The 24222-nt window shown below is 59.4% G+C and carries 20 protein-coding genes and 4 tRNA genes; 12 read left to right on the top strand and 12 right to left on the bottom strand.

Features of this window, described 5'->3' with window-relative positions; all coding sequences use genetic code 11:
• Positions 1-182: 182 nt before the first annotated feature.
• The 3 genes from AK829_RS09430 to AK829_RS12690 all read right to left on the bottom strand — a co-directional run bounded on the left by AK829_RS09430 (position 183) and on the right by AK829_RS12690 (position 2623).
• Positions 183-947: a decaprenylphospho-beta-D-erythro-pentofuranosid-2-ulose 2-reductase gene (locus tag AK829_RS09430; RefSeq protein WP_052205614.1), complete on the bottom strand. Its 765-nt coding sequence runs from the start codon at positions 945-947 to the stop codon at positions 183-185.
• Between the two features lie 14 nt (positions 948-961).
• Positions 962-2377, bottom strand: coding sequence for an FAD-binding oxidoreductase (locus AK829_RS09425; RefSeq protein ID WP_052205613.1), 1416 nt, complete (start codon positions 2375-2377; stop codon positions 962-964).
• Between the two features lie 75 nt (positions 2378-2452).
• Positions 2453-2623 carry a hypothetical protein gene (locus AK829_RS12690; protein ID WP_168156365.1) on the bottom strand — a complete coding sequence of 57 codons (171 nt, stop codon included), beginning with the start codon at positions 2621-2623 and terminating at the stop codon, positions 2453-2455.
• 47 nt (positions 2624-2670) lie between these two features.
• Between AK829_RS12690 and AK829_RS09420 the strand changes: the two genes are divergently transcribed.
• The 3 genes from AK829_RS09420 to AK829_RS09410 are packed head-to-tail and all read left to right on the top strand — an operon-like array spanning position 2671 to position 4066.
• On the top strand, positions 2671-3102 hold the full coding sequence (locus AK829_RS09420; protein WP_052205612.1) for a hypothetical protein: 432 nt from the start codon (positions 2671-2673) through the stop codon (positions 3100-3102).
• A 13-nt stretch (positions 3103-3115) separates the two neighbouring features.
• The gene (locus AK829_RS09415) at positions 3116-3484 is read left to right on the top strand and encodes a hypothetical protein (RefSeq protein ID WP_157045342.1); all 369 of its coding nucleotides are present in this window, start codon (positions 3116-3118) and stop codon (positions 3482-3484) included.
• 36 nt (positions 3485-3520) lie between these two features.
• Positions 3521-4066: a GtrA family protein gene (locus AK829_RS09410; protein WP_232305716.1), complete on the top strand. Its 546-nt coding sequence runs from the start codon at positions 3521-3523 to the stop codon at positions 4064-4066.
• Here AK829_RS09410 and glfT1 read toward each other — a convergent pair.
• From glfT1 to AK829_RS09395, 3 genes are all read right to left on the bottom strand, one after another.
• Entirely contained in the window at positions 4008-4922 is a 915-nt protein-coding gene (gene glfT1, locus AK829_RS09405; RefSeq protein ID WP_375713811.1) for a galactofuranosyltransferase GlfT1, read from the bottom strand. The genes AK829_RS09410 and glfT1 overlap by 59 nt on opposite strands.
• Before the next feature lie 12 nt (positions 4923-4934).
• Positions 4935-5096, bottom strand: a complete 162-nt coding sequence (locus tag AK829_RS12285) for a hypothetical protein (protein ID WP_198147813.1) — start codon at positions 5094-5096, stop codon at positions 4935-4937.
• 504 nt (positions 5097-5600) lie between these two features.
• Positions 5601-5999: a hypothetical protein gene (locus AK829_RS09395; protein WP_052205609.1), complete on the bottom strand. Its 399-nt coding sequence runs from the start codon at positions 5997-5999 to the stop codon at positions 5601-5603.
• Positions 6000-6254: 255 nt separating this feature from the next.
• Between AK829_RS09395 and AK829_RS09390 the strand changes: the two genes are divergently transcribed.
• Positions 6255-7145: a Fic family protein gene (locus AK829_RS09390; RefSeq protein ID WP_052205608.1), complete on the top strand. Its 891-nt coding sequence runs from the start codon at positions 6255-6257 to the stop codon at positions 7143-7145.
• Here AK829_RS09390 and wzt read toward each other — a convergent pair.
• A complete protein-coding gene (wzt, locus tag AK829_RS09385; RefSeq protein WP_052205607.1) occupies positions 7142-7936 on the bottom strand; it encodes a galactan export ABC transporter ATP-binding subunit Wzt/RfbE in 795 nt (264 codons plus the stop codon). The two genes, AK829_RS09390 and wzt, sit on opposite strands and share 4 nt — an antisense overlap.
• Before the next feature lie 32 nt (positions 7937-7968).
• Positions 7969-8817 (bottom strand): galactan export ABC transporter permease subunit Wzm/RfbD, encoded by an 849-nt coding sequence (gene wzm, locus AK829_RS09380; protein WP_052206489.1) that lies wholly within the window; start codon positions 8815-8817, stop codon positions 7969-7971.
• A 136-nt stretch (positions 8818-8953) separates the two neighbouring features.
• Here wzm and AK829_RS09375 point away from each other — a divergent pair, with 136 nt between their 5' ends.
• Positions 8954-10174 (top strand): aminotransferase class V-fold PLP-dependent enzyme, encoded by a 1221-nt coding sequence (locus AK829_RS09375; protein WP_052205606.1) that lies wholly within the window; start codon positions 8954-8956, stop codon positions 10172-10174.
• Between the two features lie 5 nt (positions 10175-10179).
• Here the strand turns inward: AK829_RS09375 and AK829_RS09370 are convergent, their stop codons facing one another.
• Positions 10180-11154, bottom strand: a complete 975-nt coding sequence (locus AK829_RS09370) for an NAD(P)H-quinone oxidoreductase (protein ID WP_052205605.1) — start codon at positions 11152-11154, stop codon at positions 10180-10182.
• Between the two features lie 89 nt (positions 11155-11243).
• Between AK829_RS09370 and AK829_RS09365 the strand changes: the two genes are divergently transcribed.
• From AK829_RS09365 to AK829_RS09350, 4 genes are all read left to right on the top strand, one after another.
• Positions 11244-11331: transfer RNA gene (locus AK829_RS09365), tRNA-Ser, on the top strand.
• Positions 11332-11445: 114 nt separating this feature from the next.
• A tRNA-Ser gene (locus AK829_RS09360) sits at positions 11446-11537 on the top strand.
• A 1-nt stretch (position 11538) separates the two neighbouring features.
• Positions 11539-11614 (top strand) — tRNA-Arg (locus AK829_RS09355).
• 380 nt (positions 11615-11994) lie between these two features.
• On the top strand, positions 11995-13467 hold the full coding sequence (locus AK829_RS09350; protein ID WP_157045341.1) for an HNH endonuclease signature motif containing protein: 1473 nt from the start codon (positions 11995-11997) through the stop codon (positions 13465-13467).
• A 168-nt stretch (positions 13468-13635) separates the two neighbouring features.
• Here AK829_RS09350 and AK829_RS09345 read toward each other — a convergent pair whose 3' ends face one another.
• The 3 genes from AK829_RS09345 to AK829_RS09335 all read right to left on the bottom strand — a co-directional run bounded on the left by AK829_RS09345 (position 13636) and on the right by AK829_RS09335 (position 19741).
• On the bottom strand, positions 13636-14676 hold the full coding sequence (locus AK829_RS09345) for a 5-methylcytosine restriction system specificity protein McrC (RefSeq protein ID WP_052205603.1): 1041 nt from the start codon (positions 14674-14676) through the stop codon (positions 13636-13638).
• Positions 14669-16858 (bottom strand): AAA family ATPase, encoded by a 2190-nt coding sequence (locus tag AK829_RS09340; protein WP_083439818.1) that lies wholly within the window; start codon positions 16856-16858, stop codon positions 14669-14671. The genes AK829_RS09345 and AK829_RS09340 overlap by 8 nt, the downstream gene beginning before the upstream one ends.
• A gap of 123 nt (positions 16859-16981) precedes the next feature.
• Positions 16982-19741, bottom strand: coding sequence for a hypothetical protein (locus tag AK829_RS09335; RefSeq protein ID WP_052205602.1), 2760 nt, complete (start codon positions 19739-19741; stop codon positions 16982-16984).
• A gap of 127 nt (positions 19742-19868) precedes the next feature.
• Between AK829_RS09335 and mgtE the strand changes: the two genes are divergently transcribed.
• From mgtE to AK829_RS09320, 3 genes are all read left to right on the top strand, one after another.
• Positions 19869-21236, top strand: a complete 1368-nt coding sequence (gene mgtE / locus AK829_RS09330) for a magnesium transporter (protein WP_052205601.1) — start codon at positions 19869-19871, stop codon at positions 21234-21236.
• Between the two features lie 69 nt (positions 21237-21305).
• Positions 21306-21381, top strand: a tRNA-Arg gene (locus tag AK829_RS09325).
• Positions 21382-21537: 156 nt separating this feature from the next.
• Positions 21538-24177, top strand: a complete 2640-nt coding sequence (locus AK829_RS09320) for a prolipoprotein diacylglyceryl transferase (RefSeq protein ID WP_052205600.1) — start codon at positions 21538-21540, stop codon at positions 24175-24177.
• Positions 24178-24222 lie beyond the last annotated feature (45 nt).

Here is a 24222-nt window from a genome sequence, read left to right as displayed (position 1 = left end):
ACAAAACCTCCTCTGGTTCGTTGTTCACAACCAGCCTGACAGAGAGGGCGCCATGTCACATTTGTCAGGATCCCCGCCATCCGGCTGACAAATGTGACAACGCGATTTCGCCCCTACCCTGTGACCTGCTGTTTTAGGAACTGGGGTTGGGGTCGGTTGTCAACTTTGTCAGCCAGCCAAAGCTAGAAGCTCAGGCGACGCATGATCGCCGCCGGAATGTGCTGCAGCACAAGGGAGATCGGGCCGAACAGCTTGTGCACGAACACGGCGGGCTTGCCAGCCAAAGCGGCGTCGACGGCTGCCTCGGCAACGTCTTCCTTGTTTACGGTCAGCGGTGCCTCGTCGAGGCCTTCGGTCATCTTCGTGCGCACCTGGCCCGGGCGGACAACGGTGACCTTGACGCCGCTGGAGCGAAGCGCCTCACCCAGCTGCAGGTAGAAGCCGTCCATACCCGCCTTGGCGGAGCCGTACACAAAGTTGGAGCGGCGCACCTTCTGGCCCGCAACGGAGCTCAGCGCGATGATGTTGCCGTGGCCCTGGCGCTTCATCGCCTGGCCCAACAGCACGCCCACGGAAACATACGCGGTGTAGTTGGTCTGCGCGGACGCCACGGCTTTCGCCTGGTCCTGCCACAGCTCCTCCTGGTCGCCCAGCGTGCCAAAGGCAACGACGGCAATGTCTACCTCGCCCTCGGCAAACGCGGCGTCAATCACTGCAGGGTGGGAGTCGAAATCCAGGGCGTCGAAGTCAACGATGCGGATTTCGCCGGCGCCGGAGGCGGTGAGGGTGTTCACGGCGGCGTCGATACGCGGGGAGCCCTCGCGGGCACAAAGGGTGACGGTGGGGGAGCCGCCGCGGGAGGCGAGCTCGCTGACAATGGCAAGGCCGATGTCGCTGGTGCCGCCGAGAAGCAGGATGTGCTGGGCTTGGCCTACTGCATTCAACATTTCAGGTTCCTTTTCTAGTTCAGCTCAAGTCGGCGGGACAGGTCAGAGGCGAAAACGCCGGTCGGGTCGATGTCGCGGCGGGTCTTCAACCAGCCGTCCAAACCCGGGTACATGGCGTGGAAGTTCTCCGCGGACGTACGCGACTCCTTGGCCAGGTAGAGGCGGCCGCCGAACTCCATCACCTGCTCATCCAGACGGTCCAGGAACTCACCCAAGCCCGGGCGGATGGGGAAGTCAACGCACACGTTCCAACCCTTCATTGGGTAGGACAGCGGCGCGCGGTTACCCTCGCCGAACAGCTTGAACACGTTGAGCGCCGTGTAGTGGCCGGAGGACTGGATTTGGTAAATGATGTCCTTGAACGGCTCAACCGCATCGGTGGGCACCACGAACTGGTACTGCAAGAAACCCTTCGAACCGTAGCCACGGTTCCACTCGCCGATCAGGTCTAGCGGCTGGTAGAACTGCGTCAGGTTCTTGATGTCGTTCTTCGAAGGCGCGCCCATCATGTAATAGGCCTCACCGATAGCCATGAGCGAAAGCTTGTTCATGGTCCAAGACGGGAAGATATCCGGCACCGTCATCAACTGCGGGGCCTTGAAACGCAACGGGTCTTTCGCCAGCTTCGGCGCGTACTCCTCCAGCTGCGCAAGCGTTGCCAAAGAGCCGCGGGAAATGGTGGAGCGGCCCGTCTTCGGCGGCGCGGAGATCGCGTCGAACCAGGCGGAAGAGTAGGTGTAGTTGACCTCGGAGCCGTCGGAGTGGATGGCAATGGTCTCATCCAGTGTGTCCGTGCGGTCCGTGTCAGAGATGAAGTACGCGGTTTCCGTAAACGTCATCTGGATGCGTGCGCGCAGGATGATGCCGGTCAGGCCCATGCCGCCCACGGTTGCCCAGAACAGTGTGCCGTCCGGGTCATCCGCGGAGCCTTCCGGCTCAAGGTGGAGCACACGCCCGTCTGCAACCAGAAGCTCCATGGACACCACATGGTCACCGAAGGAGCCTGCGGAGTGGTGGTTCTTGCCGTGGATGTCCGGGCCGATAGCGCCGCCGATGGTTACCTGGCGCGTACCGGGCAGCACCGGCACCCACAGGCCGTAGGGCAGTGCCGCCTTCATCAGCTGGTCAAGGCTCACGCCCGCGTCCACGTCCACAATGCCGCTTTCCGGATCAATGGAGTGGATTTGGTTGAGCACGGTCATGTCAACCACCAGGCCGCCGCCGTTTTGCGCCGGGTCGCCGTAGGAACGGCCGAGGCCGCGGGCAATCACGCCGCGACGCTGGGATTCCGGCAGGGAAGCGTTCTCATCTGCCACGCGTGCCACGGCTGCCTTGATCACATCAACGTCAGGGGTGGAAAGTACGTGAGCGGTACTTGGAGCGGTGCGTCCCCAGCCGTGGAGGGACTTCAAGTCGGTGTGAATCTGCATGTCTTCCAACCTTACTCACGCGAACGTAACGCACCCGTAACAAAAGGTGTGACGTTTATCCCAAGGCGTAGCAGGTCAGAGCTCCAAAATCTCTCGGATCTCCTTCGGCAGCTCCTCCTGCGAGGTGATCTGCGGGCCCTCATACTCACGCAAAATCTTCAAAATCAGCGCGCGGCTGGCGCTGTCCTGCACCGGCAGCTCCTGCGCCATCAGCTGTTGCATGAAATGGTTCAACGGTTGTTCCATACCGGACAACCCTAGCTATGTGGGCCCCAGCCGGTACGATTTGCCGTATGCAGACCGAGCAGATCACCGATCAGATCACCGAAGAGTGGATTGATTACAACGCGCTGGACAACACGTTCGCTGGCCAGTGCATCCAGGCGGGTTTCATCGCCGCGCTTGTTGCGTTCCCGGCGGCGCGCCTGCCGCTGCTTGCGCTAAACGCTGGCACGATCGCGGTGTTCAACGCGTTTGATGAGGACCCGCGTAATGACCTGACCGCCGTTGTGGACGATGAGCAGGGTGAAGAGGATTCTGTCGCGTTGTCCTGGGGCGTGATCGGCGCCGTTGCCGTGGGCGCGTTCGGCGCGTTTACTCTTGCATCTCGCCTGGTTGATGGGGTGGTGGCTGGGTTGGGTAAGCGTGGCGTCGATAAGCCGAAGCCCTGGGTGGCTGGGGCACTGGCCGCGACCTACCTGGCGGTGAAGCAGATCAAAAAATAGGTAGCCTGGGCGCATGTCACGCATGCTGATGGTCCGGAGCTTCTTGCTTAGCGACGACACCGTCTACCGCTGGATCGGCCTCCCCCAACACACAACCGTTGCCGAATGCCGGCGCATCGTGGCAACCGTCTTCGACATCGACGGCGAGGTCGGCTCCGATACCGACGGGGCCCTTACGATTGGGGAGCTGCTGCGCTTCCCCGGCGACACCCTCCACTTCCACTGGGGCCTGTGGGAGTTTCAAATGCAACTGGCTGAGATCCACCTCGGCGAAAGCGACGATGCAGCCGCCATGTGCGTGGCGGGCGCCGGCGAGTTTGGCCCGCACCCCTTTGACATCCGCGCGGTGAATGCGCAACTGCTGGCACTGTCTGGCGTTTAACGCTTTTGGCTGGTCGCGCGGGTAGACTACCCCGGCGTGAGTTCATCCCCGAGTAAATCGGCCGCTACTTCGGCCGCGAAATCAGCGCTGAAAAAGCAGCTGGTGCCGTTCATCATCATCGGCATCGGCTGCGCCGTGCTGGACTTCGGCGTGACCTATTCGCTGACCAAGCTGTCGCCCTTGTCGCGTGACGCATCCAAGGCGCTCGGCTGGTGCGTAGGCACCCTGGTGGCATACCTGCTCAACTCCCGCTTTGCGTTTAAGGCCGAGGTCAACGCCAAGAAAGCCGGTGCCGTGGTCCTGCTTTACGCCTGCACGTTCGCCGTGCAGCTGCTGCTGTACCGCTGGTCCGAGCCGCCGCTTCTGGCGTTGGGGATTGGGGACCCGTTTAAGGACCTCATCGCCTTTGTCATCGCCCAGGGCGTTGCCACGGTGACCAACTTTGTGCTGCAGCGTCGCGTGATCTTCCGTCATGAGACGAAGATGATCGAGGTCGCCGATCCGACTAGCTACGCGGCCGAGCCTACGGCCGGCGGAAATCCTCCCGTGCCCCCATCCGCAAAAGCTTCAGCCACTGAATAAACCCCTTCGGGTCGCGCTTCTGTAGCAGGAAGAACCACCCGAAACGCACCACTTCCTGCAGCTTCATCCGCTTCATGCCTTGCTGGTTGATGATGTAGCCGCGGTTGCGGTACGTGAAGTACCGCTTCGATTCGTTATCCGGCCACTGTGCGTGTGCGCGCCCGCCCATAATCGGATGGAACTCGCCGGAGCCGTCCGGGTGCAGGTAGCTGGTGGTTAGCGCCGTGCCGTACTTCAAGCCCGACTGTGCGAGGCGGCGGTGGTACTCCACCTCGTCGCCGCGGATAAACAGGCGGTAGTCCGGCACGCCGATGCGCTCCATTGCGCGGGCGGAGATGAGCGCGCCGTTAAACAGCGAGGCGTACTGGGGGAGGAAGTCGCCCTCCAGCTCATCGACGCGCCGGTGCCACACCGTGCCCTGACGCAGTGGGAAGGCGAGCTTTTCGGGGGCGTCGATATTCGCCACGATCGGGCTCACCTCGTGCAGTTCGTGTGCTTGAGCTACCCGGTAGAGCTCGGCGAGGACGTGCTCGTCGGCGGGGCGGCCGTCGTCATCCGCGCACCAGATCGCGTCCGCGCCGAGCGCGAGCGCGTGGAGAAAGCCGTAGGCGAAGCCGCCCGCGCCGCCCAAGTTCGTGTGGCTGGGTAGGTAGACGGCGCGCTCCCCCGCGAGCTCTTCCAGCAGTTCCTTGACCTGGTCCTCTGCGCCGTTATCCACCACGATCACCCACTGCACCGGGTGCGTCTGGCGCACCACCTGCTCCAGGGAATGGCGGAGCAGATCCACGCGCTGGTGGGTGACGATTACAGCGGCCGTTTCTCCGGCCGGAGACAGGGTGGCAGTCATGCCTTCCATTCTGCCACTCAACTACCGAACTGAGGTGTGTGAGATGGAGGTGGCGAAGGTTAAGGCGTTGAAGCCTGGAATCTTGAGGAAACCGGAGTTCACGCGGTTGACCACAGCGGCAATGAGACCGAGCACAGCAGCAGCGATGGAGGCACCAACGAGGATCTCAGCGGTGGTCCCCATCGGGTACTCTTTGGCAGTGTCATTCTTCAACGAGGGGATAGCGAAGTCCTTGACGGACGCAGCAGTCTCAAGGTTCCTCTGAAAATCCTCAACGGAACTCTTCTCCTTTTCCTGTCCTTCCTTGCTGGAGTCGCTGCTGCTGCCCTCCTCATCCTTGCTTCACGATGTAGCCGAACACCTCAGCTTCGGAGACCTCTGAAGACCCCTTCTCAGCAGCAGTGGCAGGTGCAACGGACAGGGACAGTGCGGTGGCGGCTGCCACAGCTGCAGCGGGGAATCGCTTTATGGAAAGCTCCTTGAGAGATGAGTAAAAGTATTGAAAGTGAATCTACCGCACTCCACAGAAGGGGAAACAAAATGTGAATATTGCCGCGAGCGTCACGCGCTTGCCTGCAAGCCCGAACGGGCCTAAGGGGGGTAAAGCTTGCTCAATAACGCAAAAGCTCCAGCCCATAAAGGACTGGAGCTAGAAGAGTTTAAAGCAACAAGCTTTAGACGCTCAGGTTAGAACGGAAGGGAAACGCCCGGGACGAGGCCGTTCTGAACTGCGGTGTACGCAGCGCCGAGGATGGCGGCGGCGATGCCAAGGCCCCAGAGGATGTCAGCGGTGGTGCCCAAAGCGTAGCCATTTTTTGCGTCGTTCTGCCACGAAGACGTGTTGAAGTCAACATGGGCTTTAGCGGAGCCGCGAGCTGCGTCAGAGTCCATATTATTCATGGCATCCGAGCTGGTCTCGGTGGAAGCCTTGTGAGGCTGGGAGTAACCGTTTACCTCTCCGATCACCGCAGCGCCGATCAGTGTGCCAAGATCTTCCCAATCACCTTCGGTCTGTGCAGAGGCAACGCCAGTGGACAGGGACAGTGCAGTAGCAGCGGCAACAACGCCGGCAGCAAAGCGCTTCATGAGCGACTCCTTTGAGAGAGAATGAGGCCTGTTGTTCAGGTTCCTTATTAGATTAGGAAACTTCGGGGGGCAGCGGAAGTGGAATGGGATTCTATACCCCCATATTGTGATGCTGTGCGCTGGGGATATGGTCGCATAGGACTATGAATTTTAAAAATCCAGCAATGAGAGTCAGTCGGCGGCTCTGGATTGGCAAGTTTCCGTGAAAACAGTTTATATTCCGTGACTTTTCACGGATACTTGTAGAATATTGACATGCTGAACGCACGGACCACCTCAAAAATCGACGGTCTTCTTGATAGGTATGCCGCGTTACGGGAAGACAACCCCGAGGCCATCGCGGAGATCGCACGCGCAGAGGTGGCGGAGTCGGTGTATAACTCGAACGCCATTGAGAATTCCACTTTGACTTTGGAAGACACCGAGAACATCCTGGCGGGGTTCACCGCTAGAGCGCACGATGTGCGGGAAATCTTTGAGGCTAAGAACCTGGCTGAGGTGACTGAGGAACTAATTCGAGGCGTCGGTAAGCTCGATGCAAACCTCATTCTGCGACTGCATGGCATGTTGCTTCGCGGTATCAACGATGACTGGGCTGGTCGGTTCCGTCGGCGGGGAGAATGGGTACGAGTAGGGGCACATATGGGTGCTAATCCTGAGTACGTAGACCGGCTGGTAGAGACCATCATCACTGAGTACTACGAGGATGAGAACTATTTCATCGATCGCGTCGCGCGGTTCCACGCAGAATTTGAAACCATCCACCCATTCTCAGACGGCAATGGACGCGTAGGGCGCGTCATTATCAATCAACAACTCTTGGAGTTAGGGGCGCCGCCCATCATCATTCCGAACAAAGGAAAAGAGCGCCACTACTACCCAGTGTTCCGCGGCTATCCAGTAAGTGGTGATTATTCAGCGCTGAGCACGCTCATCGCGCGGCAACTCATCGAGTCCCTGAACAAACGTATTACGCTCATCACCGCGCCGAAGGTGATTCGCCTATCGGAGTGGGCAAAAGCGAATGGGGTTTCTGGCTCTGCAGCCTCAAATAAGGCGGCGAGGGGCACCATCCCGGCATTCCGACAGCGTGGAACGTGGATGATCGACGCACACTATGGCAACGACGCAGAGGGCAGCGTCTAGGCTTCTTCCCCGTGGAAACGCTCCACCAGCTCCGCGACGTACTCGCCGGTTTCCGGCCCCTCGTAGGCACCCACCACGTCCGAGACGAGACCCGCCTGCCGGATCTCGCCCTTGTCCACCCACAGGGCGGTGTTGCACAGCTGGGCGAGGAAGTCGTTGGAGTGCGAGGCGAAGACCAGGATGCCGGAGCGCTCGACCATCTCGGCCAAACGGACGCGTGCTTTGGCCATGAAGGCGGCGTCGACGGCGCCGATGCCCTCGTCGAGAAGCAGAATCTCCGGCTCGATGGAGGTGACCACGCCGAGGGCGAGGCGCACGCGCATGCCGGTGGAGTAGGTGCGAAGGGGCATGTTGAGGTAGTCGCCAAGCTCGGAGAATTCGGCGATGTCGTCTATTTTCGCTTTCATCTGTTTGCGGGTCTGCCCCAAAAACAGGCCGCGGATGATGATGTTTTCGTAGCCGGAGATCTCCGGGTCCATGCCTACGCCGAGGTCGAAGACGGGGGCGACGCGCCCACGGACGATGGCGGAGCCACGCGTGGGTTCGTAGATGCCGGATAGCAGGCGAAGCAGGGTGGATTTGCCTGCGCCGTTGTGGCCGACGAGGCCTACGCGGTCGCCTTCCCGCAGGTGAAGGTTGATATCGCGCAGTGCCTCAACGACGACAGTGTTGGAGGCGTTCTTGCCAATCTTGCCGCCGGCGGACGACATGACGGCCTTTTTTAGGGAGCGTGATTTGGCGTCGAAAATGGGGAAGTCGACGCAGGCGTTATAGGTGTCAATGGAAACCATCTCGGGTCCTTTCTGTGACGCGGCAGCGAGCGTCACACCCAGTAAGGCACGCGGAAGCGCATCTGCTTCATGGCAAACAGTGTGATCAGCAGGCCGACGGCGGTGCAGGCGAGGACGATCCACCAGTGGTAGGCGGCTACTTCTTGCCCGATCAGGGGGGCGCGAACGATTTCTAGGTAGTGGTAGAGCGGGTTGAGCTCGGCGATGCGGGCGCGTGAGGCTACTTCGCCGCCCTGTTCGCGCAGGGTTTTGGTGGTCCACACGATTGGGGTGACGTAGAACAAAAGCTGCACCATTGCCTCAAGGAGCGGGGCGACGTCGCGGAAGCGGGTGGCGATGATGCCGAACAGCATGGTCACCCACACACCGTTGAGCACCAGAAGTGCCAACCCCGGCACAGCCCACAGCACGTTGAAGCCGAGGTCAATGCGGAACGCCACCACGAGAATGAGCCAGATGACCATGTTGTGTGCCAAAAACAGCAGTTGGCGCCACACCAGGCGGTAGACGTGCACCGACAACGCCGAGGGGAGCTGTTTGATCAGGCCTTCGTTTTCAATGAAGACGTTGGCGCCGTCTTTGATGCAGCCGGAGATGAATCCCCAGACGATGAAGCCGACGGTGACGTGCGGCAGGAATTCGGCGACGGAGATTTGGAACAGCATCGAGTACAACAGGCCGAGCGCCAGTGACATGACGCCGGTGGCGATGGTGATCCACAGCGGGCCAAGCGTCGATCTTCTGTAGCGCTGTTTGATGTCCTGCCAGCCCAGTTGTAGCCAGAGTTCGTGTTGGCCCCACCCGCGGGTGAGGTCGCGCCATGACATGGCCAGGGTCTTGGATTGTGACGCCGGGGTGTCGCTTGCCGGCTCGCTGGTCATGCGGGCAACGTCTGCACGCAGTTGTTCGATGTCTCGCACCTACATCACCCTAGCCGCTGCACGCTGCCGGTATGCAGTAGGTGGCTCCGCGGGGCATAATAAAGGCCAATGTTTTCTTAGAAAGGGGTGTGAGGCCGTGGCGTATGACGTTGCTAGTGTGCGTGGCCTCTACACTTCGTTGTCCAGCGGTTGGACGTATTTGAATGCGCATGATGTGCCGCAGGTGCCGGAGCGGGTGGCGTCGGCAGTGGCGAGGAGTTTTCGTGCGGCGTTTACGGTTGCTCCGCCGGAGCCGGTGCGTGGGTCGCATGCGCGGTTTACGCCGGGGTGTCCGGAGGGGGAGACGTTGGTTGCGGATGCGCGGGCGGCGGTTGCGGATCTCACCGGCGCTACTCCTGAACGGGTGATTCTCGGTCCGAGTGTGCAGGCGTTGTACCTGGCGCTTTCGGCGGCGATGCGTCCGTTGTTCCGTCACAATTCTTCGGTTGTGGTTTCGGGCCTGGATGATCCGCGCCTGACGTCCACCATCCAGCTCGCGGATGCGCAGGTGCGCTGGGCCCAGGCCGATCTGGCTACGGGGGAGTTGCCGCCGTGGCAGTTTGAGAAGTTGGTGGATGGTTCCACGCGCTTGGTGTCCATTCCGGCGGCGCATGCGCAGCTTGGCACGGTGGTTGCGGTGCCACAGGTTGCGGAGGCGGTCAGGGGACGTTCGAGGGCTTGGCTGCTTGTCGACGCTTCGTCGTACCTCCCATACCGCCCCCTTAGCTTCGACGAGTTCGGTGCTGACATTGTTGCCGTTGACGTGGCTGCGATGGGCGGACCGCAGGTGGCTGCGTTGGTGTTCCGTGATGAGGCGATGCTCAACCGCCTGGACCGCGACATGTTGGATTTGCCGGTCGCCCCGGGCCTTGCCGGTGGTGTGTCGGCGATTGTGGAGCACTACGCGCAGCTGGCGGAGCCGCGTGGCGGGCATCCGCGGAAGGTGACGCGCCGGGCTCGTTTGGCCTCCTCTATGCAGGAAGCTGCGGATTATATGGAGCACCTGCGCGAGGATCTCTACACGTTCCTGGGGACGCTGCCCAAGGTCCACATCGTGGGCGTGTCTGGTGAGGCTGCTGAGCACACCCACCTCGACCGCATCCCACGGCTGACGTTCGGTGTGAGGGACGTCCCGGCGGAGACGGTGTATCAGCGATTGGTGGCGAATGGGATGGTGGCCACGTTGGCGTCGACAAGCAAGCTGCTCTCTGACATGGGTGTGGACGAGATGGGTGGGGCTGTGACGGTGAGCCTCAGCCCGTTCAACACGCAGGCGGATGTGGTGCAGCTGACGCGCACCGTGGCCAGCCTGGCTTAGGGCGGCTAGACCTTCAGGATGATTTTGCCAGTGCTGTCGCCGGAATCGAGCAGGTCGTGGGCCTTTGCGGCGTCTGCAAGCGGGAAGGTGGCGGTGATATTCGGCTTGATGCTGCCAGCTTCAATCAGCGGCCACACGGTTTCCACGGTGGAGGCCACAATCTCCGCCTTCATCGGACGCGGGCGGGCGCGCAGCGTGGTGGCGTGCAGCGATTGGCGGCGCGGCATCATCCGACCCAGGCTGATCTCGCCCTTCGCCCCGCCCTGCAGCGCAATGACCACCAGCTGCCCATCCATCGCCAGCGCCTTCACGTTCGGCTCCAGGTAAGGCCCGCCGACCACGTCGAGGATGGCGTCGGCCCAGCCCTTGAGCTCCTCGTCAAAGTTCTGCTCGCGGTAGTTGATCACGTGGTCCGCGCCCAGCTCACGGCAGTATTCCACCTTCTCCGCACTGCCGGCGGTGGTGGCCACCTCACACCCCAGCGCCTTGCACAGCTGGATGGCAAAAGAGCCGATGCCTCCCGAACCGCCGTGGATCAGCACCCTCTTTGGTGTGCCGTCCGCATGCGGCTTATCGACGCCCACGAGCATCCCCAAATTCGACCACACCGTACAAGCGACCTCTACAACCCCCGCCAGTTCCTCCAACGTGAGATTTTCTGGCTTTGGCGTGAGCTGGCCTTCCGGCACCGCGACGTATTCGGCGTAACCGCCGCCAGCCAGCAGGCAGCCGACCTCTTCGCCCTCTTTGCGGCCGGTGGTGCCTGGGTCCACGATGACACCCGCGCACTCAAGGCCGATGATCTCGGATTCACCCTTCGGCGCCGGGTACTTGCCGGCCGCCTGGACCAGGTCAGCGCGGTTCACGCCGGCGGCCGTGACCTTGACCAGCACCTCGCCCTCTTGGAGCTGCGGGGTGGGGGTGTTGCAAAGTTCAAGGGAGCGCGGGCTTTCCGCGTCCGTGAGCTGGATAGCTTGCATGGTTGTATTTGCTGGTGCGTTCATGGGTGCGTTCATGCCAGCCCAGAATACTGCGATCGCGGGGGCGGCGTGTACAGTTACGGACTGTTGGAGACGTGGCAGAGCGGCCGAATGCACCGGTCTTGAAAACCGGCGAGGGTCACACCTCCGGGGGTTCAAATCCCCCCGTCTCCGCCAAATTTTTTGGGTGGGTTGGATAAGCCCGTGACATGGGGTGTTGCGGGTTCCGGCGGTTAAAATTGCGCGTTATTTGGTCGGGGGTTGGTGGTGCATTACACTGGTTCGAGGTCTGGAGACGTGCCAGAGCGGCCGAATGGGGCTCCCTGCTAAGGAGTTGCCCTCTTTGCGGAGGGCCGCAGGTTCAAATCCTGTCGTCTCCGCCACGCGCCCGTAGCTCAACGGATAGAGCATCTGACTACGGATCAGAAGGTTGGGGGTTCGAATCCCTCCGGGCGCACCAAACAAAAACCCTGGGAAACCAGGGTTTTTCTGTTTCCTGGGTGTTTGTTCGTGTTGGGAAACCACATTTCACCCGCGCCTGACGGCCGCAAGGTTGATGTAAAGAACGCTGGACTGTTTTGAGGTTGACTCCAGTTGGCCTCAGTCAGGTACCGCTTGGCGGTGTGGTTCGAACGGTTGTTTGGCATTTTCTTATCGACGGACAGGGCGTGTAGGGGTGGCAGTCTATACTGAATGCAACCGCCAGCATGTGTGGTGAATGTGCATGCGGAAATAGTGCAATAAATGCAGGTTTACCACTTGCGCATAGAACAGGTAGGCGGGTATAATTAGGGGTACAAAACAACGGGAAAACAGGGAACACAACACTGGGGGTAGACCGTGGGCGAACCATACTTCCGCACACAGCGACCAGAAGATCCACTGAGCATGTTTAGTCAAGGTATTCGTGATATTTACTGGAATGCCTTCGGTCACTTCGCCATACCTGGGGCAAGTGTTGATGACGTCGACCTGGAAGTAGTGGCCATGAGGGAAGCAACCGGCTGGACTAAAGGCTCGGTTGAGCAAGCGATCTTCTCCCATGCACGCCTGCAACACTTACCGAAGCTGCGAGCATTGCAGGCCAAGACGCGTGTGATGGATCTGCAGCATTTACGCGCCATCGATACCGTGCTTGCCGAGCTTGGCCCAGAGATTACCGAGGAAGCGTATGCCGAGTTCGACGAGATGTTGACTACTACGTTTACCCCAACACGGCCTGGGCAACACACTCCACAAACCACGACGATTACTCGTCGTATCCGGGAGATGATTAAACGGATCGACCCAACCTGTGCTTATCAGCCGAAGCGACGCCAACAGCGAGTGGCGCAGGCACATGCGGCTGATGATGCGGTGACCTTTGAGGTGTCTGCACAGTCCGGCACAGTCAAAACACTGGTCACGTTGGCGACCAACCCGTTGACGGCACAGGTCGTATGCGAGCACGTGTTAGCGACTGCACGTGAACACAAAACCTCCATGGCAGATGCGATGGTGAAACTACTTTCCGGGGAGATCACCCCAACAAAAACGACGCTGCACGTGTTTGTGCCGAAGGGTCGTGAGATTGGCGGGCCGGCCTTCGTGCCAGGGGTTGGGGCACTGACTCCGGAAGCCACCGCGGCACTGGATGACCTGCTAGCCACAGCGAAGGTCACCGAAGTGGATATGGAGGCAGAACTTCAAGCCCACACGGATAGCTACACACCAACAGAAGCAATGCGCCGAGTCGTCTGCGCACGCCACACGCACTGTGTGTTCCCAGGATGCAACGTCCCGTCACTGAGGTGTCAGTTGGATCACCGGATCCCGTTTGGCCAGGGTGGCAAAACCACACCAGGAAACCTGTACCCGTTGTGTCAAAAGCACCACAACTTGAAAACCGATAAGCGTGGTTTCTACGTCCCGGATCCGGATACGGGTGAAATCTTGTGGCTTTTTGCCAACGGCACGTATGAAACCTGCGCCCCAGACAGTCTGATCGCACACAACACGCACGCCGCGGCACCACGGTGGAAGTCAAACCTTGAGCAAGTATGTGCTCGTCGCAGCCGAGTGGCGCAGTTTTACGCCAAAGGCCACAAAATACTGGATGATTTTGATAACCACCACAACCTCGAACAGGCCGACGCCCAGATCGCAGCCTTGGAGGAAGAATACGGCCTGATTTTCCCGATCAAGGCGGTGTTGCCGGAGCCGTTGCCAAAAGAACCCGATTTTTGTGAACCACCCTTCCCGGATCCAGAAGATGCCTACGGATGGGTGGAAGACTACGACCCAGAAGAACTAGTTGACACCCGACCCGAGTAAGAGGATCCAGGTGGACCGATTCAAAAAACAGGCCATTTTTCCGGTGCGTAATTGTGACCGAGGTCGAAGAATTTCTTGAAAAAATAGGGAGTAGTCGCTGCAAGTCGTATCGCGCGGGGCCAGGGCGTGACTGCCAGGGCGTGACACCGGATTCCAACAACTAACTAGTCACCAGAGATCTACTATGGCATCGAGAGTTTGGCGGACTTCAGGCCATGGCAGGGTGAGATCGAGCGTGGTCGCTCGAATTCTGTTTCCCTGGATCCGGGTGTCTAAATCGGGATGCTCCTGCGCAGTTGTTTTCGCGTAGAGGAGCAGGCCACTTACTGAACCATCCTGCATCGTGTCGGCATTCTTCACATAGGTGAATAGCTGATACAGGTTCCCAGAATGGAGTGAAGCTTTTCCCCAGCGTCCGAGTTGGAGGGGGCTGCTGTAGAGCTTCGTGTCAATGATCAGTGTTCGTTGTCGGTCAGTGAGCGTGACGTCGGTGCGCATCGCTGGTAGCTGTGATGGCAACTCAAGGCCATCATCGACAGACCACACGACGTTTGAGGCGCGACTGTTGAGCTGAGGATAGTGAACAGCGAAGTACTCACGGACGAAGCGTTCGAAAAGATCGTTCAACGAGTCATCTGTTGCCCATGTCAACAGCGATTCGCCCGGTTCGTCTGAAGGCAATAGACCCTCCGCCAAGAACTGGCAGTACTGGATCAATGCTCGGTACGAGGAGTTAGTGCGCTGGTAGGGCAATGAATTCCAGTCGACTATGCGCAACGGGACATCCGATACACCGGCAAAGTGGCTGATTAGGCGTTTAAGGAAACGTTTGCGTTCCTGAGTAACTGAACCGTGTTGGATAAGGGTGTTCAATGCTGACTTCACTGCACGATTGTGTTGCGTGTCCTCGCTGAACTCATCAAACAGGCAGACCAATCGTCCCCGTGAAGTCGCGTTACGCATCACCGACCGATTGACATCGATTTTTCCTCGAACAGTGGTGAGCTCTTCTTCGTGGAGGACATACTGCTTGTGAAGGCCTCGTCGTACCTGGCGGCTGGTTTCGGATCCAATGAGATGAGCTAAGAGCTCATGAAGATGATCGAACTCGATTTCACCGCGAAGTGCGGCTTCTCGGTGATGGACAGATCTAAATGCATACGCCATCATGACGTAAACATTGCCGATCAGGACAGAGGTTTCAGACATCGATCGCGGTCCTGAGCTTGAATCCCCATTCTTCGACTCGGCTTTGTTCATCGAACCAGTACTCGTCGAGTAGCGGGATTAGCTCATCCTCAACAATGGAAGAAAGCCATGCCTCATCAGGTGCGGCACCTTCGGGGAGAGTGAGATAGCTGTGCCCGATGGCAACGCCGCGGCCTAACGTCGGGTCGTTTTCGATCTCAAGGTTGAGATCTTGGATCGTTGCGACAAGAGCATCGAAAGCTTCACTCTCTTGGGCTTCCATTTGCCTTTTGAACTGGGATGAGTCGAATGCTGGTCTCATTTCGAAGAATCCGAAGCGTCGGCGTAGCGCATAGTCCAGAACAGCAATACTTCGGTCTGCAGTGTTCATCATCCCGATGATGTGCAGATTTTCTGGTACTGAGAACTTTTCATTCCTGTAGAGGAGTCGGAGACTTTGTCCACGCTTATCGGCTTCGATCAGCATGAGAAGTTCACCGAAAATCTTTGAGATATTTCCTCGGTTGATTTCATCGATGATGAAGAAATACGGCTGTCCGGTTTCGTCCTTTTGCGCTTCGAGGCAAAAGTCATAAAAAGGGCCGTTTTCCAGTTTGAAACCACCCGATTCCGTCGGGCGATATCCCATCATGAAATCTTCGTAGCTAAAGCTCTGGTGAAACTGAACCGTACGGATTCGGTTTTTATCCATCTCGCCCATGATTGAGTAAGCGAGTCGCTTCGCAGAGAATGTCTTTCCTACACCCGGAGGGCCAGCAAGAATGACATTCTTTTTCCGCATGAGCAAGGAACGCAGGCGGTCGTACTTCTCTTCTGGAAGATAAACTTCTTTGAGGAATTGTTCTTTGCTGTAGGAAGCGAATTCAGTCGCTGGGATGCTCTCCGATGGATCATCCCCAAATAGGTTCTCAAGATCCTTCACGTAGTCCGTGTAGCGAGTGATGTCAGTCAGTGTTTTTACAACGGCATCACCGGGATGTTCCCAACTACCAGTGTCCGTCCACTCAACGTCCCGGACGTTGGGGAAACCAATTCGCTCTGGTTCGTGTCGTGGTCCGGAGGTTACCCGCCCTCTTCCAATGATTTCCCTGCGCCCACGCTTGGCGAAGACGATATCGCCAGGCTGTATCGAGTTTTGAAACTCCCACAGGGCGAGTGTGTTGTTGGGGCCATTCTGGTCGGTAGGGAGAGCCTGGCGAATCTGTTCGCGGGAACCGTATTGAGACAAGTCTCCGACTTCCTCCCAGCCGATGGCCATGACACCGTCGGCGTATTGCACTTCCCAGTTATCGCCGCCTTGTCCAGGAGCGAACAGCCAGTAGTGGATGCCCCGAGGTTCCACATCAGGTTCAACTTGGACGGCATCTCTATCCCACAGCGGACGAACGTTTGAGCTCCAGAAGTGGAAGGGCTCACTGATCTCTTGGCTGAGTAGACGCCGAACCCTAAGAAGGTCTTGGTCCACATCGAGTGGAGAGTCGGATGAAGCGGAGCCCAGTCGGCCTGCGAAGGCGTCACGAATGCGCACCTTCATATCTTGGCTGGAGATTGGCTCAAAGTACTCAGGAAAGATGAGGAACTGGAAAGCGTTCCTGATGTCTGATCGGTCCTCACCTGAGTCAAGCATGCATCTCTCTAAGGTCCAGGGGTCTTGCCGTGATGTAACTTTTTGTTCTGGTGTTTGTGAATCCCAAGCTTTGATGAAATTCGATACCCAGATGATCTGGCGCCACAAGGACCCGTAGTAGCTTTGCCCGGGCTTGAAACCACAAGTGGAGGTAGTAGACATCCACGAGACGACATCTTTTGGAATCTCAATCGGATGATCCAAGATTGCCAAGACGTCTTCGAGGTGCTGACGTCGAGTCACAGCTTGGGATCCGTTTATCGGATGTTCACGCAAGATGACAATCTCGGCGGCCAAGAGGATGACTTCGGGCGCGGCGCCGGTTAATTGTTCACGAAGCTTTTCCCATTGCGTTTGACTCTTCCCACGGATGGGGTTGTCCTCAATACGACGGCGGAGTTCGTCAGCAACCTCGCTGACCCAAATCTTTCGGCTTGGGTCCAGAATCGAGTAACCATCGCCGAGCATCTGCTGGGTGATGGGATGGACAGCTGTGGCGAGATGTAGTTCGCATTGGGGGCGGGAGGCAATGACCGCGGCAAGCTCATCAGACATGTCGCCATTGTCTCACTTCGGCCCCTCTCACAAACCCCATCAACGCAAAAGGCACCGCCCAAAACAGAGGGGCGGTGCCTTTCGGTGCCTTGAACGCTCTACGTCACAGCGGAGAGGGCCAGACTAGACAGCCTTCGGCTCTACTGCCGGCAGTGCAGCGGTGGAGAGACCCGGCTTCTGTGGGCCGCGAATCTCTACGCCGACGTTGCGAACCTTCGGGATGCAGGTGGTCGCTGCACCGATTGCCGCGACGGTGAGGATGGCGCCAATGACGCCACCAGCGACTGCGGTCAGGTCGCTGGGTTGTACGCCGAAGTTGCGGGCTGCGTCTTCAAGCGTGCGCTGCAGCTGCGGCGCCAGACCGGAGGCGCCCGGAGCACCAACGCTCTGTGCAAGCGCTACCGGGATAGCCAGCAGCAGCGGAACACCCAGGCCGGCCAGGGAAGCGATGCAGCGCGGGTCAGAAAGACCACCGGTGGTTTCAACGTCTGCGCCGATGCTGGAGCCGTTACCGCTGGAGCCGACATTGCTGGAACCGCCCTTACCGGCGTCCTGGCCGCCTTCGCCGCCCTGCTCGCCACGCTTGGAGGAGCCGCCGAGTGCGCTGCCAAGACCACCGCCGATCTGCGGGTTGGCGTTTCCAGTGACAATCACAGACGGGTTGGCGTTACCGGTCACAATGGCGCTGTTGTTGGAACCGTTGTCGCGGATGTCCACCGTCGGGTTCGCGTTGCCGGTCACAATGGCGCTGTTGTTCGAGCCGTTGTTGTTCGCGTTGCCGGTGATGACCGGGTTGGCGTTACCGGTCACAATGGCGCTGTTGTTCGAGCCGTTGTTGGAGAAGTTATCGCGTGGGTTCGCGTTGTCCGTGATGATCACGGACGGGTTGCCGTTGTCCGTCACGGTGTTGTTGGAACCGTTATTGGAACCGTTGTTATTTGCGTTGCCGGTGATCACTGGGTTGCCGTTATTCGTGATTACCGGGTTGCCGTTGTTGGAGAAGTTGTCGCGCGGGTTGGCGTTGTCCGTAATCACCACGCTGTTGTTGGAGCCATTGTTGGAACCGTTGTTGTTCGCGTTACCCGTGACCACAACGTTGACGTTGGGGCTGCCGTTGTTGTTGGCGTTGTTCGTGACCACGATGTTGATCAAACGGCCAGAGCCGCCGCCAGAGCCGTTCCCGGAACCATCACCGGAACCGCCGCCGCCCAGCAGACCGCCGAGCAGGTTGCCCAGGTTAGGTACGCCGAGGAGGCCGCCGAGGAGTTTGCCAAGCGTGCCAGCAACACCGCCGGCTACGTCGGTGGCGGAAGACTGCGGGTTACGTGCGTTGATGCGCAGCTTCGCCTCGAAGGTGTCGGTGCCGTCATTTACCGTCACCGGAAGCTCGAAGAAGCCTTCGATGAAGGTTGCGGCGGGCTTCACGTTTACAACGCCGTTTTCAACGCTCACGCCCCAACCGGATGGGTGGATGATCTCCTTCTTGGACAGCTCGACGCCCTCCGGAAGCGTGATCTCAGTCAGCGGCTTCGGAGCAGCAGACTTTTCAAAGTCCATGTCGTAGGTCTTCTGCAGCTGCTCCTCCCACTCCTTGGCGGTGCGCTGATCAAGCACCTTCACCTTCAGGGTGGCCGGGTAATTCAGGCCGTTCTCCTCAGTCACCGTGACAGGGATGTCCTGGTCGCCGGTGTTAAACGCTGCGGCGGAGGATGGACGGATGAGGGTGAGCTTGCCGTCGTCGTTACGGAAGCCCCAGTTGAACGCGGTGTTCGCGCGCGGCGCAATCGTGGTGCCTGGCTCCAGCTCAAGGTCCTCAACAACAGCCTCATTCGCGTTCCAGAAGTTCGCAGTGGGGTAGCGCTGCTCAAGCTTCGGCTGCTCAACTGGCTCCGGCGCTTGCTCAACCACGTTGACCTTCAGCGTTGCCGTGTAGTTCAAGCCGTTGGCCTCAGCAACAGCAACGTTGATGTCCTTCTCCCCGGTGGAGTAGGAAGCGCTGGACGTCGGACGGACGAGGGTGAGCTTGCCGCCGTCATTGCGCAGAGTCCAGTTCCAGATGGCGTTTGCAGTCGTGGAGATCTTGGTCTCCGGGTCCAGCTCAAGGCCCTCAATTGCGGCCTCGTTCACATTCCAGAAGTTTGCTGTGTCGTAGCGCTGCTCGAGCTTCGGCTTTTCGACGGATTCCGGCGCCTGGTCAACCACGTTGACCTTCAGCGTGGTCCTGTACTTCACACCGTTGGGTTCAGAAACGGAAACGTTGATTTCCTGCTCACCAGCTTTGAAGGAGCCGGGATTCGAGGGGCGGATGAGGGTCAAGGTGCCGTCGTCATTACGGAAGTTCCAGTTAAAAACAGTGCTGGTGGTCGGGGAAACCTTGGTCTCCGGATCCAGTTCAAGACCCTCAACAACTGCTTCCTGCACGCCCCAGAAGTTGGCGGTGGTGTAGCTTTCGTTGAACTTGTCCTTGTCAACCGCCTCCGGCTCTGCATCAACCACGGTCAGCTTCAAGGTGGTGGTGTACGCCGAGCCGGTTGCCGGCGTCACCTTGACGCGAATGTCCTTATCGCCAGCGCCAAAGCCGGACCTTGGGCGGCCAATGATCAGCTTGCCGTCCTCATTGCGGAACTGCCAGCTCCAGATGGTGTTGGTGGTCTGTGCAACCGTTGTCCCCGGCTCCAGCTCCAGGCCTTCAACGACAGCCTCGTCCACTTCCCAGAAGTTGGAGGTGGTGAAGCGCTCATTAAACGCATCGGCGGTCTGCGCCTGTGCAACGGAGACGAACGGGGTGGTGCTCTCGGGGGCAACCACCAGGGGTGCCACGAGTGCGACAGACAGGACGCCAGCGGCAATTGTGACGCGGCGCGAGCGAATCGGATGAGCCATATGTAAACCCTTCGGTGACTGGGATAACGTACGTAACGCATAAAGCTACGAGAAAACTACTAGGTAGTATCGCAAAAGTTAAAAGTATTAATACAGGGGGCTTAACGGGGGTAAGGAGAGGGTGAGTATGGCAGTCGACGCCGATGAGGCGATCTACGAGCTGGAAAAGGCGCTGGGTAAGAACCTGAGCACTGACCTGGATGCGGCCAAGCTTGAGCGTATGCAAGCCGCGTTAGATGACGTCCCCCTGCGCCAAATCATCGAGCTGATCGAGCGCCAGTCGTCTCCTCGCGGTGCCGTGCTCCTGCGCCTGTTGCCCCCGCAGCGCGCCACCGCAGTGTTCGACGCGCTCGACCCGGCGCACCAGGCCGACCTGGTTGAAGCCCTGTCCGATGAGTCCGTGACCAGCTTGTTCGCTGCGCTTGGCGCGGAGGACCGCGTGCAGCTGCTGGATAACCTGCCGGCGGAGATCGCGGACCAGGTTATGTCCGGCCTGGATGAAGAGGAGCGCGAGAGCACCAACGCGCTGCTGGGCTATGAGAAGGGCACCGTTGGTCGCCATATGTCCCCGGACGTTCTGGCGGTGGGGGCGGGGGAGGGGGTTGGCGTGGTCGTCGATAAGCTAAAAGCCCAGGCTGCGGACCTGGAGACGATCTACCTGCTGCCTGTTGTGGATGATGATCTGATGCTGGTCGGCGTGGCTGAGCTGAAGGATCTGTTTGTCACCCACGCGGACACGATCGGCCAGGTTATGCGCGAGCCTGTGTGGGCAGAGGCGACCGACAGTGCGGAGGATACGGCGCGTTGGCTGCTGGCCACCACCAATATTGCGGTGCCGGTGGTTGATGCGGACAAGCGGCTTGTCGGCGTATTTACCTATGACGAGGCGCACGATGTGATCGAGGACGCCGACAGTGAGGACACCGCCCGCCAAGGTGGTGCCGAGGCGCTGCGCCGCCCGTACCTGTCCACCCCGGTGCGCGAGTTGTTCCGCTCCCGCATTGTGTGGCTGCTGGTGCTGGCGGTCTCCGCGATCCTGACAGTCCAGGTGCTCGACGTCTTCGAAGGGACAATCGCGCAGGTCACCGTCCTTTCCCTCTTCATCCCCCTGCTCACCGGCACCGGCGGCAACACCGGCAACCAGGCAGCCACCACGGTTACAAGGGCTTTGGCTCTTAACGACGTCCGCACGCGCGACATCCTCCCCGTCATGTGGCGCGAAGTCCGCGTCGGCCTGATGTTGGGCCTGGTCCTGGGCACGCTGGGTCTGGTGCTGGGCTGGGTGGTCTTTGGCAGTGACATTGGCATCATCATCGGCGCAACCCTGCTGAGTATCTGCACCATGTCCGCAACCGTGGGCGGCGTCATGCCGATCCTGGCCAAGACCATTGGCGCGGACCCGGCGGTGTTTTCCAACCCGTTCATCTCCACGTTCTGTGACGCCACGGGCCTGATTATTTATTTCCTCATCGCGAAAGCCGTGCTGGGGCTGTAGCCGCTTTCGCCTTTGAGCTGGGGTTTTGGTGCTTTCTTGCAACGGGTGTAATGTTTTAGCACGTTGCAAGCGCCCGTAGCTCAACGGATAGAGCATCTGACTACGGATCAGAAGGTTGGGGGTTCGAATCCCTCCGGGCGCACCAACCAAAAACCCTGGGAGACCAGGGTTTTTTCTTTTTCCTGGGTGTTTTGGGCAACACCTGCGTTTGCCGTATTGAGATACCTCTGTGACACAAGTACATTGAGACGTGGCTTTCTGGGCCGTGCTCGAGCGCGCCCAAAATCTACGAGAGGTACCCATGAAAAACTCCAGGAACACCCGTGTCGCGGGTATTGCGCTGGCAGCTGCCGTTGCCGGAACGTTTGCGCTGACCCCAGTGCAGTCACAGGCTGCGATCAAGCCGAATGACATTGCACGTGGTCTGAACCAGCTGAATTCCATGCTGGGCCGCAATCTTGACCAGGTCGGCGCGGCAGTGACACAGCGTGTTCGCCCTGGCAGTGGTTCTGCGGGTGCTCGTTACTCTTCGGGCGGCTGGACGTACACGGCTGTTGCCTACAACCCGGGCGCTGACCGTATTTACGGTATCTCTACTGGTGAGGACGGCAAGCCGGCCGGCCACCTGCTGCGTATCAAGCCGGATATTCATGAGCTGGCGGACCTTGGCCCGCTCGACCTGCGCGGTATTAATACGAAGGACGTTGCCTCTGCGTCCATCACCCCGGCGGGTACGTTGGTGCTGTTCTCGGGCGCGGAGTTCCGCACGATTGATCTGTCTAAGGACGATCTGACCAATTCGCTGCTGTCGGACAAGATCACGGACGCTCGAGCGCTGGCCGTGAAGTCCGGCAAGATCACCATGCCGTCAAACGTGGGTGACATTGGCATTCCTAGCGCGTGGGCTTCCGGCATGGACCCGGAGAAGACCCATGAGCTCTACGCCATCTCTCGTGACCGTGACCGCATGTACAAGTGGACCTTGGATACCAAGACCGGCAAGGTTACGGTTGATCCGGTGACCATCCGCCCGGGCTTTAGCCTGGACGGCATTGGGGATCTGAACTACGCCTACACCAAGGGCGACGGCACGTTTGTGTTCGCCGATGACGCTGCGAAGAGCGTCGAGCTGCGCGGCACTGACCTGGTGGCGTCCTACTTTGGCAACACTGTGGTGGATAACTTCCGTGAGCTGGCGTACCTGCCGGTTGGCGCGGGCTACAAGCCGGTGACGCAGTTTGTGAAGCCGGATCCGCTGCCGGGCGAGTACGCACGTGATGCGGTGAAGCCGTCTTCGCAGGTCAACGCTGCTGAGGTCGTGCGTGACCTAGAGCGCATTGGTAACGCCGCGGGCAATCTGGCTAATGCTGTTGACAAGGTTAACCCAACTGCCCCGACGGTTGTTGGTGAGACCGCAGAGCCGACCCCGTCCGAAACCCAGGCTGAGGCTGAGCCCTTGCGTAACGACGCCAACGTGCTCTCCTCCGACGCCCCCGAAACCCCCTCCGAGACTCCCTCTGAGACCGGTCCGGTTGCAGTCTCCAGCACGGTTACCCCTGCTGAGACCCGTAACGTGTTGTTCTCTGTGGTGAGCCCGGACGGCTACGCCGTGCGCAACGCCGAGATTGAGATCGCGGGTACGGACATTTCCGGCAAGACGGACAAGAACGGCCAGAAGTCCCTGACCATTCCGGGCGAGGACGTCATTGCCTACATTCAGGACGAGCCCTACGTTGTCGACGCTGGCGAAACCCGCATGCGCGTGACCGTCCTGGAGGACACCGCTGTCGAGGACAAGCAGGAAGAGAAGCCGGTCGAGGACAAGCGGGAAGAGAAGCCGGCCGATAAGCCGGAAGACAAGAAGGCCGACGATCCGGTAGCCGAGGACAAGCCTGCGGAGGACCCTGCTGATCCGAAGGACCCGGCAGCTGAGCCGAAGCCGGAAGACAAGCAGCCGGAGGCTAACCCGAAGCCTGCTGAGGGTACCCAGAGCGAAAACATTCGACTGCTCGTGCAGGACGAGAAGGGCAAGAATGTTGAAGGCGCGACCATTACCACGGATGGAAATCCCATTCAGCTGAAGACGAATAGCAGTGGTGTTGTGTCGATTCCGCGTTCTCTGGTGGGCGAGCAACGTCTTTTCTACGTCACCTATGACTCTCATGTGAAGACGCTGACCCTGTCCAAGTCCACGGGCCATATTGAAGAGGTCACGCTTCCGTTCACCTACACGCCGACCACTACTTCGACTACTAAAACGACCGCTGAGCGCAAGACTGTGACCATCGGTATCACCGTGAGGACTGAGAACGGCGATCCGGTACAGAACGCTGAGGTGTACAGCGTGCATGGTCTAGCAATTGAAGTTGATGGCCTGACCGATTCGGAAGGCCTGGTCATGGTGACGATCCCGGGCAACGTCGGCAACGGCGATCACGTCATGCTCGGTGTTCGTACGGCTCCGTCGGGCTTTGACACGGTGCGCAAGAACGTCTCCCGTAAGGACGACGGTGCGGAGCTCGTGCTCCCGAAGAGCAAGAAGACCACCACTAGCACGACCAAGAACACGCCGGAGCAGATCTTGGACGTGATCAAGCAGGTTGAGCCGCTGGTGGCTGCGCTTGCTGGTCCGGCTGCGTTGGGTGCTGGTTTGGCTAACCGTGGTACCACCACGAAGACCACTACGTCGGCGCGTTCGACCACGCTTAACGGCAAGGTGTCCACGGGCCGTTCCACCACTGCGGCGAAGTCGACGTCGAAGAACAGCGCGAAGTCCACGTCCAAGTCGACCTCGAAGTCCACCTCCAAGAGCACCACCAGCACCCGCGACGGTGATCTGGCGGATACCGGTACCCCGATGACCACGGTCATCACGCTGGGTATCCTCGCGATGCTCATTGGTGGGGCGTATGTGGCGATGGGTAGGCGTCGGGAAGCATAAGCCCCCGAAACCCCTGCACCCGGTCGCCTAAGGGCTGCTCCGGGT

Source organism: Corynebacterium riegelii, assembly GCF_001263755.1.
Classification (GTDB): Bacteria; Actinomycetota; Actinomycetes; order Mycobacteriales; family Mycobacteriaceae; genus Corynebacterium; species Corynebacterium riegelii.
This window is presented reverse-complemented; position numbering and strand designations above follow the sequence as displayed.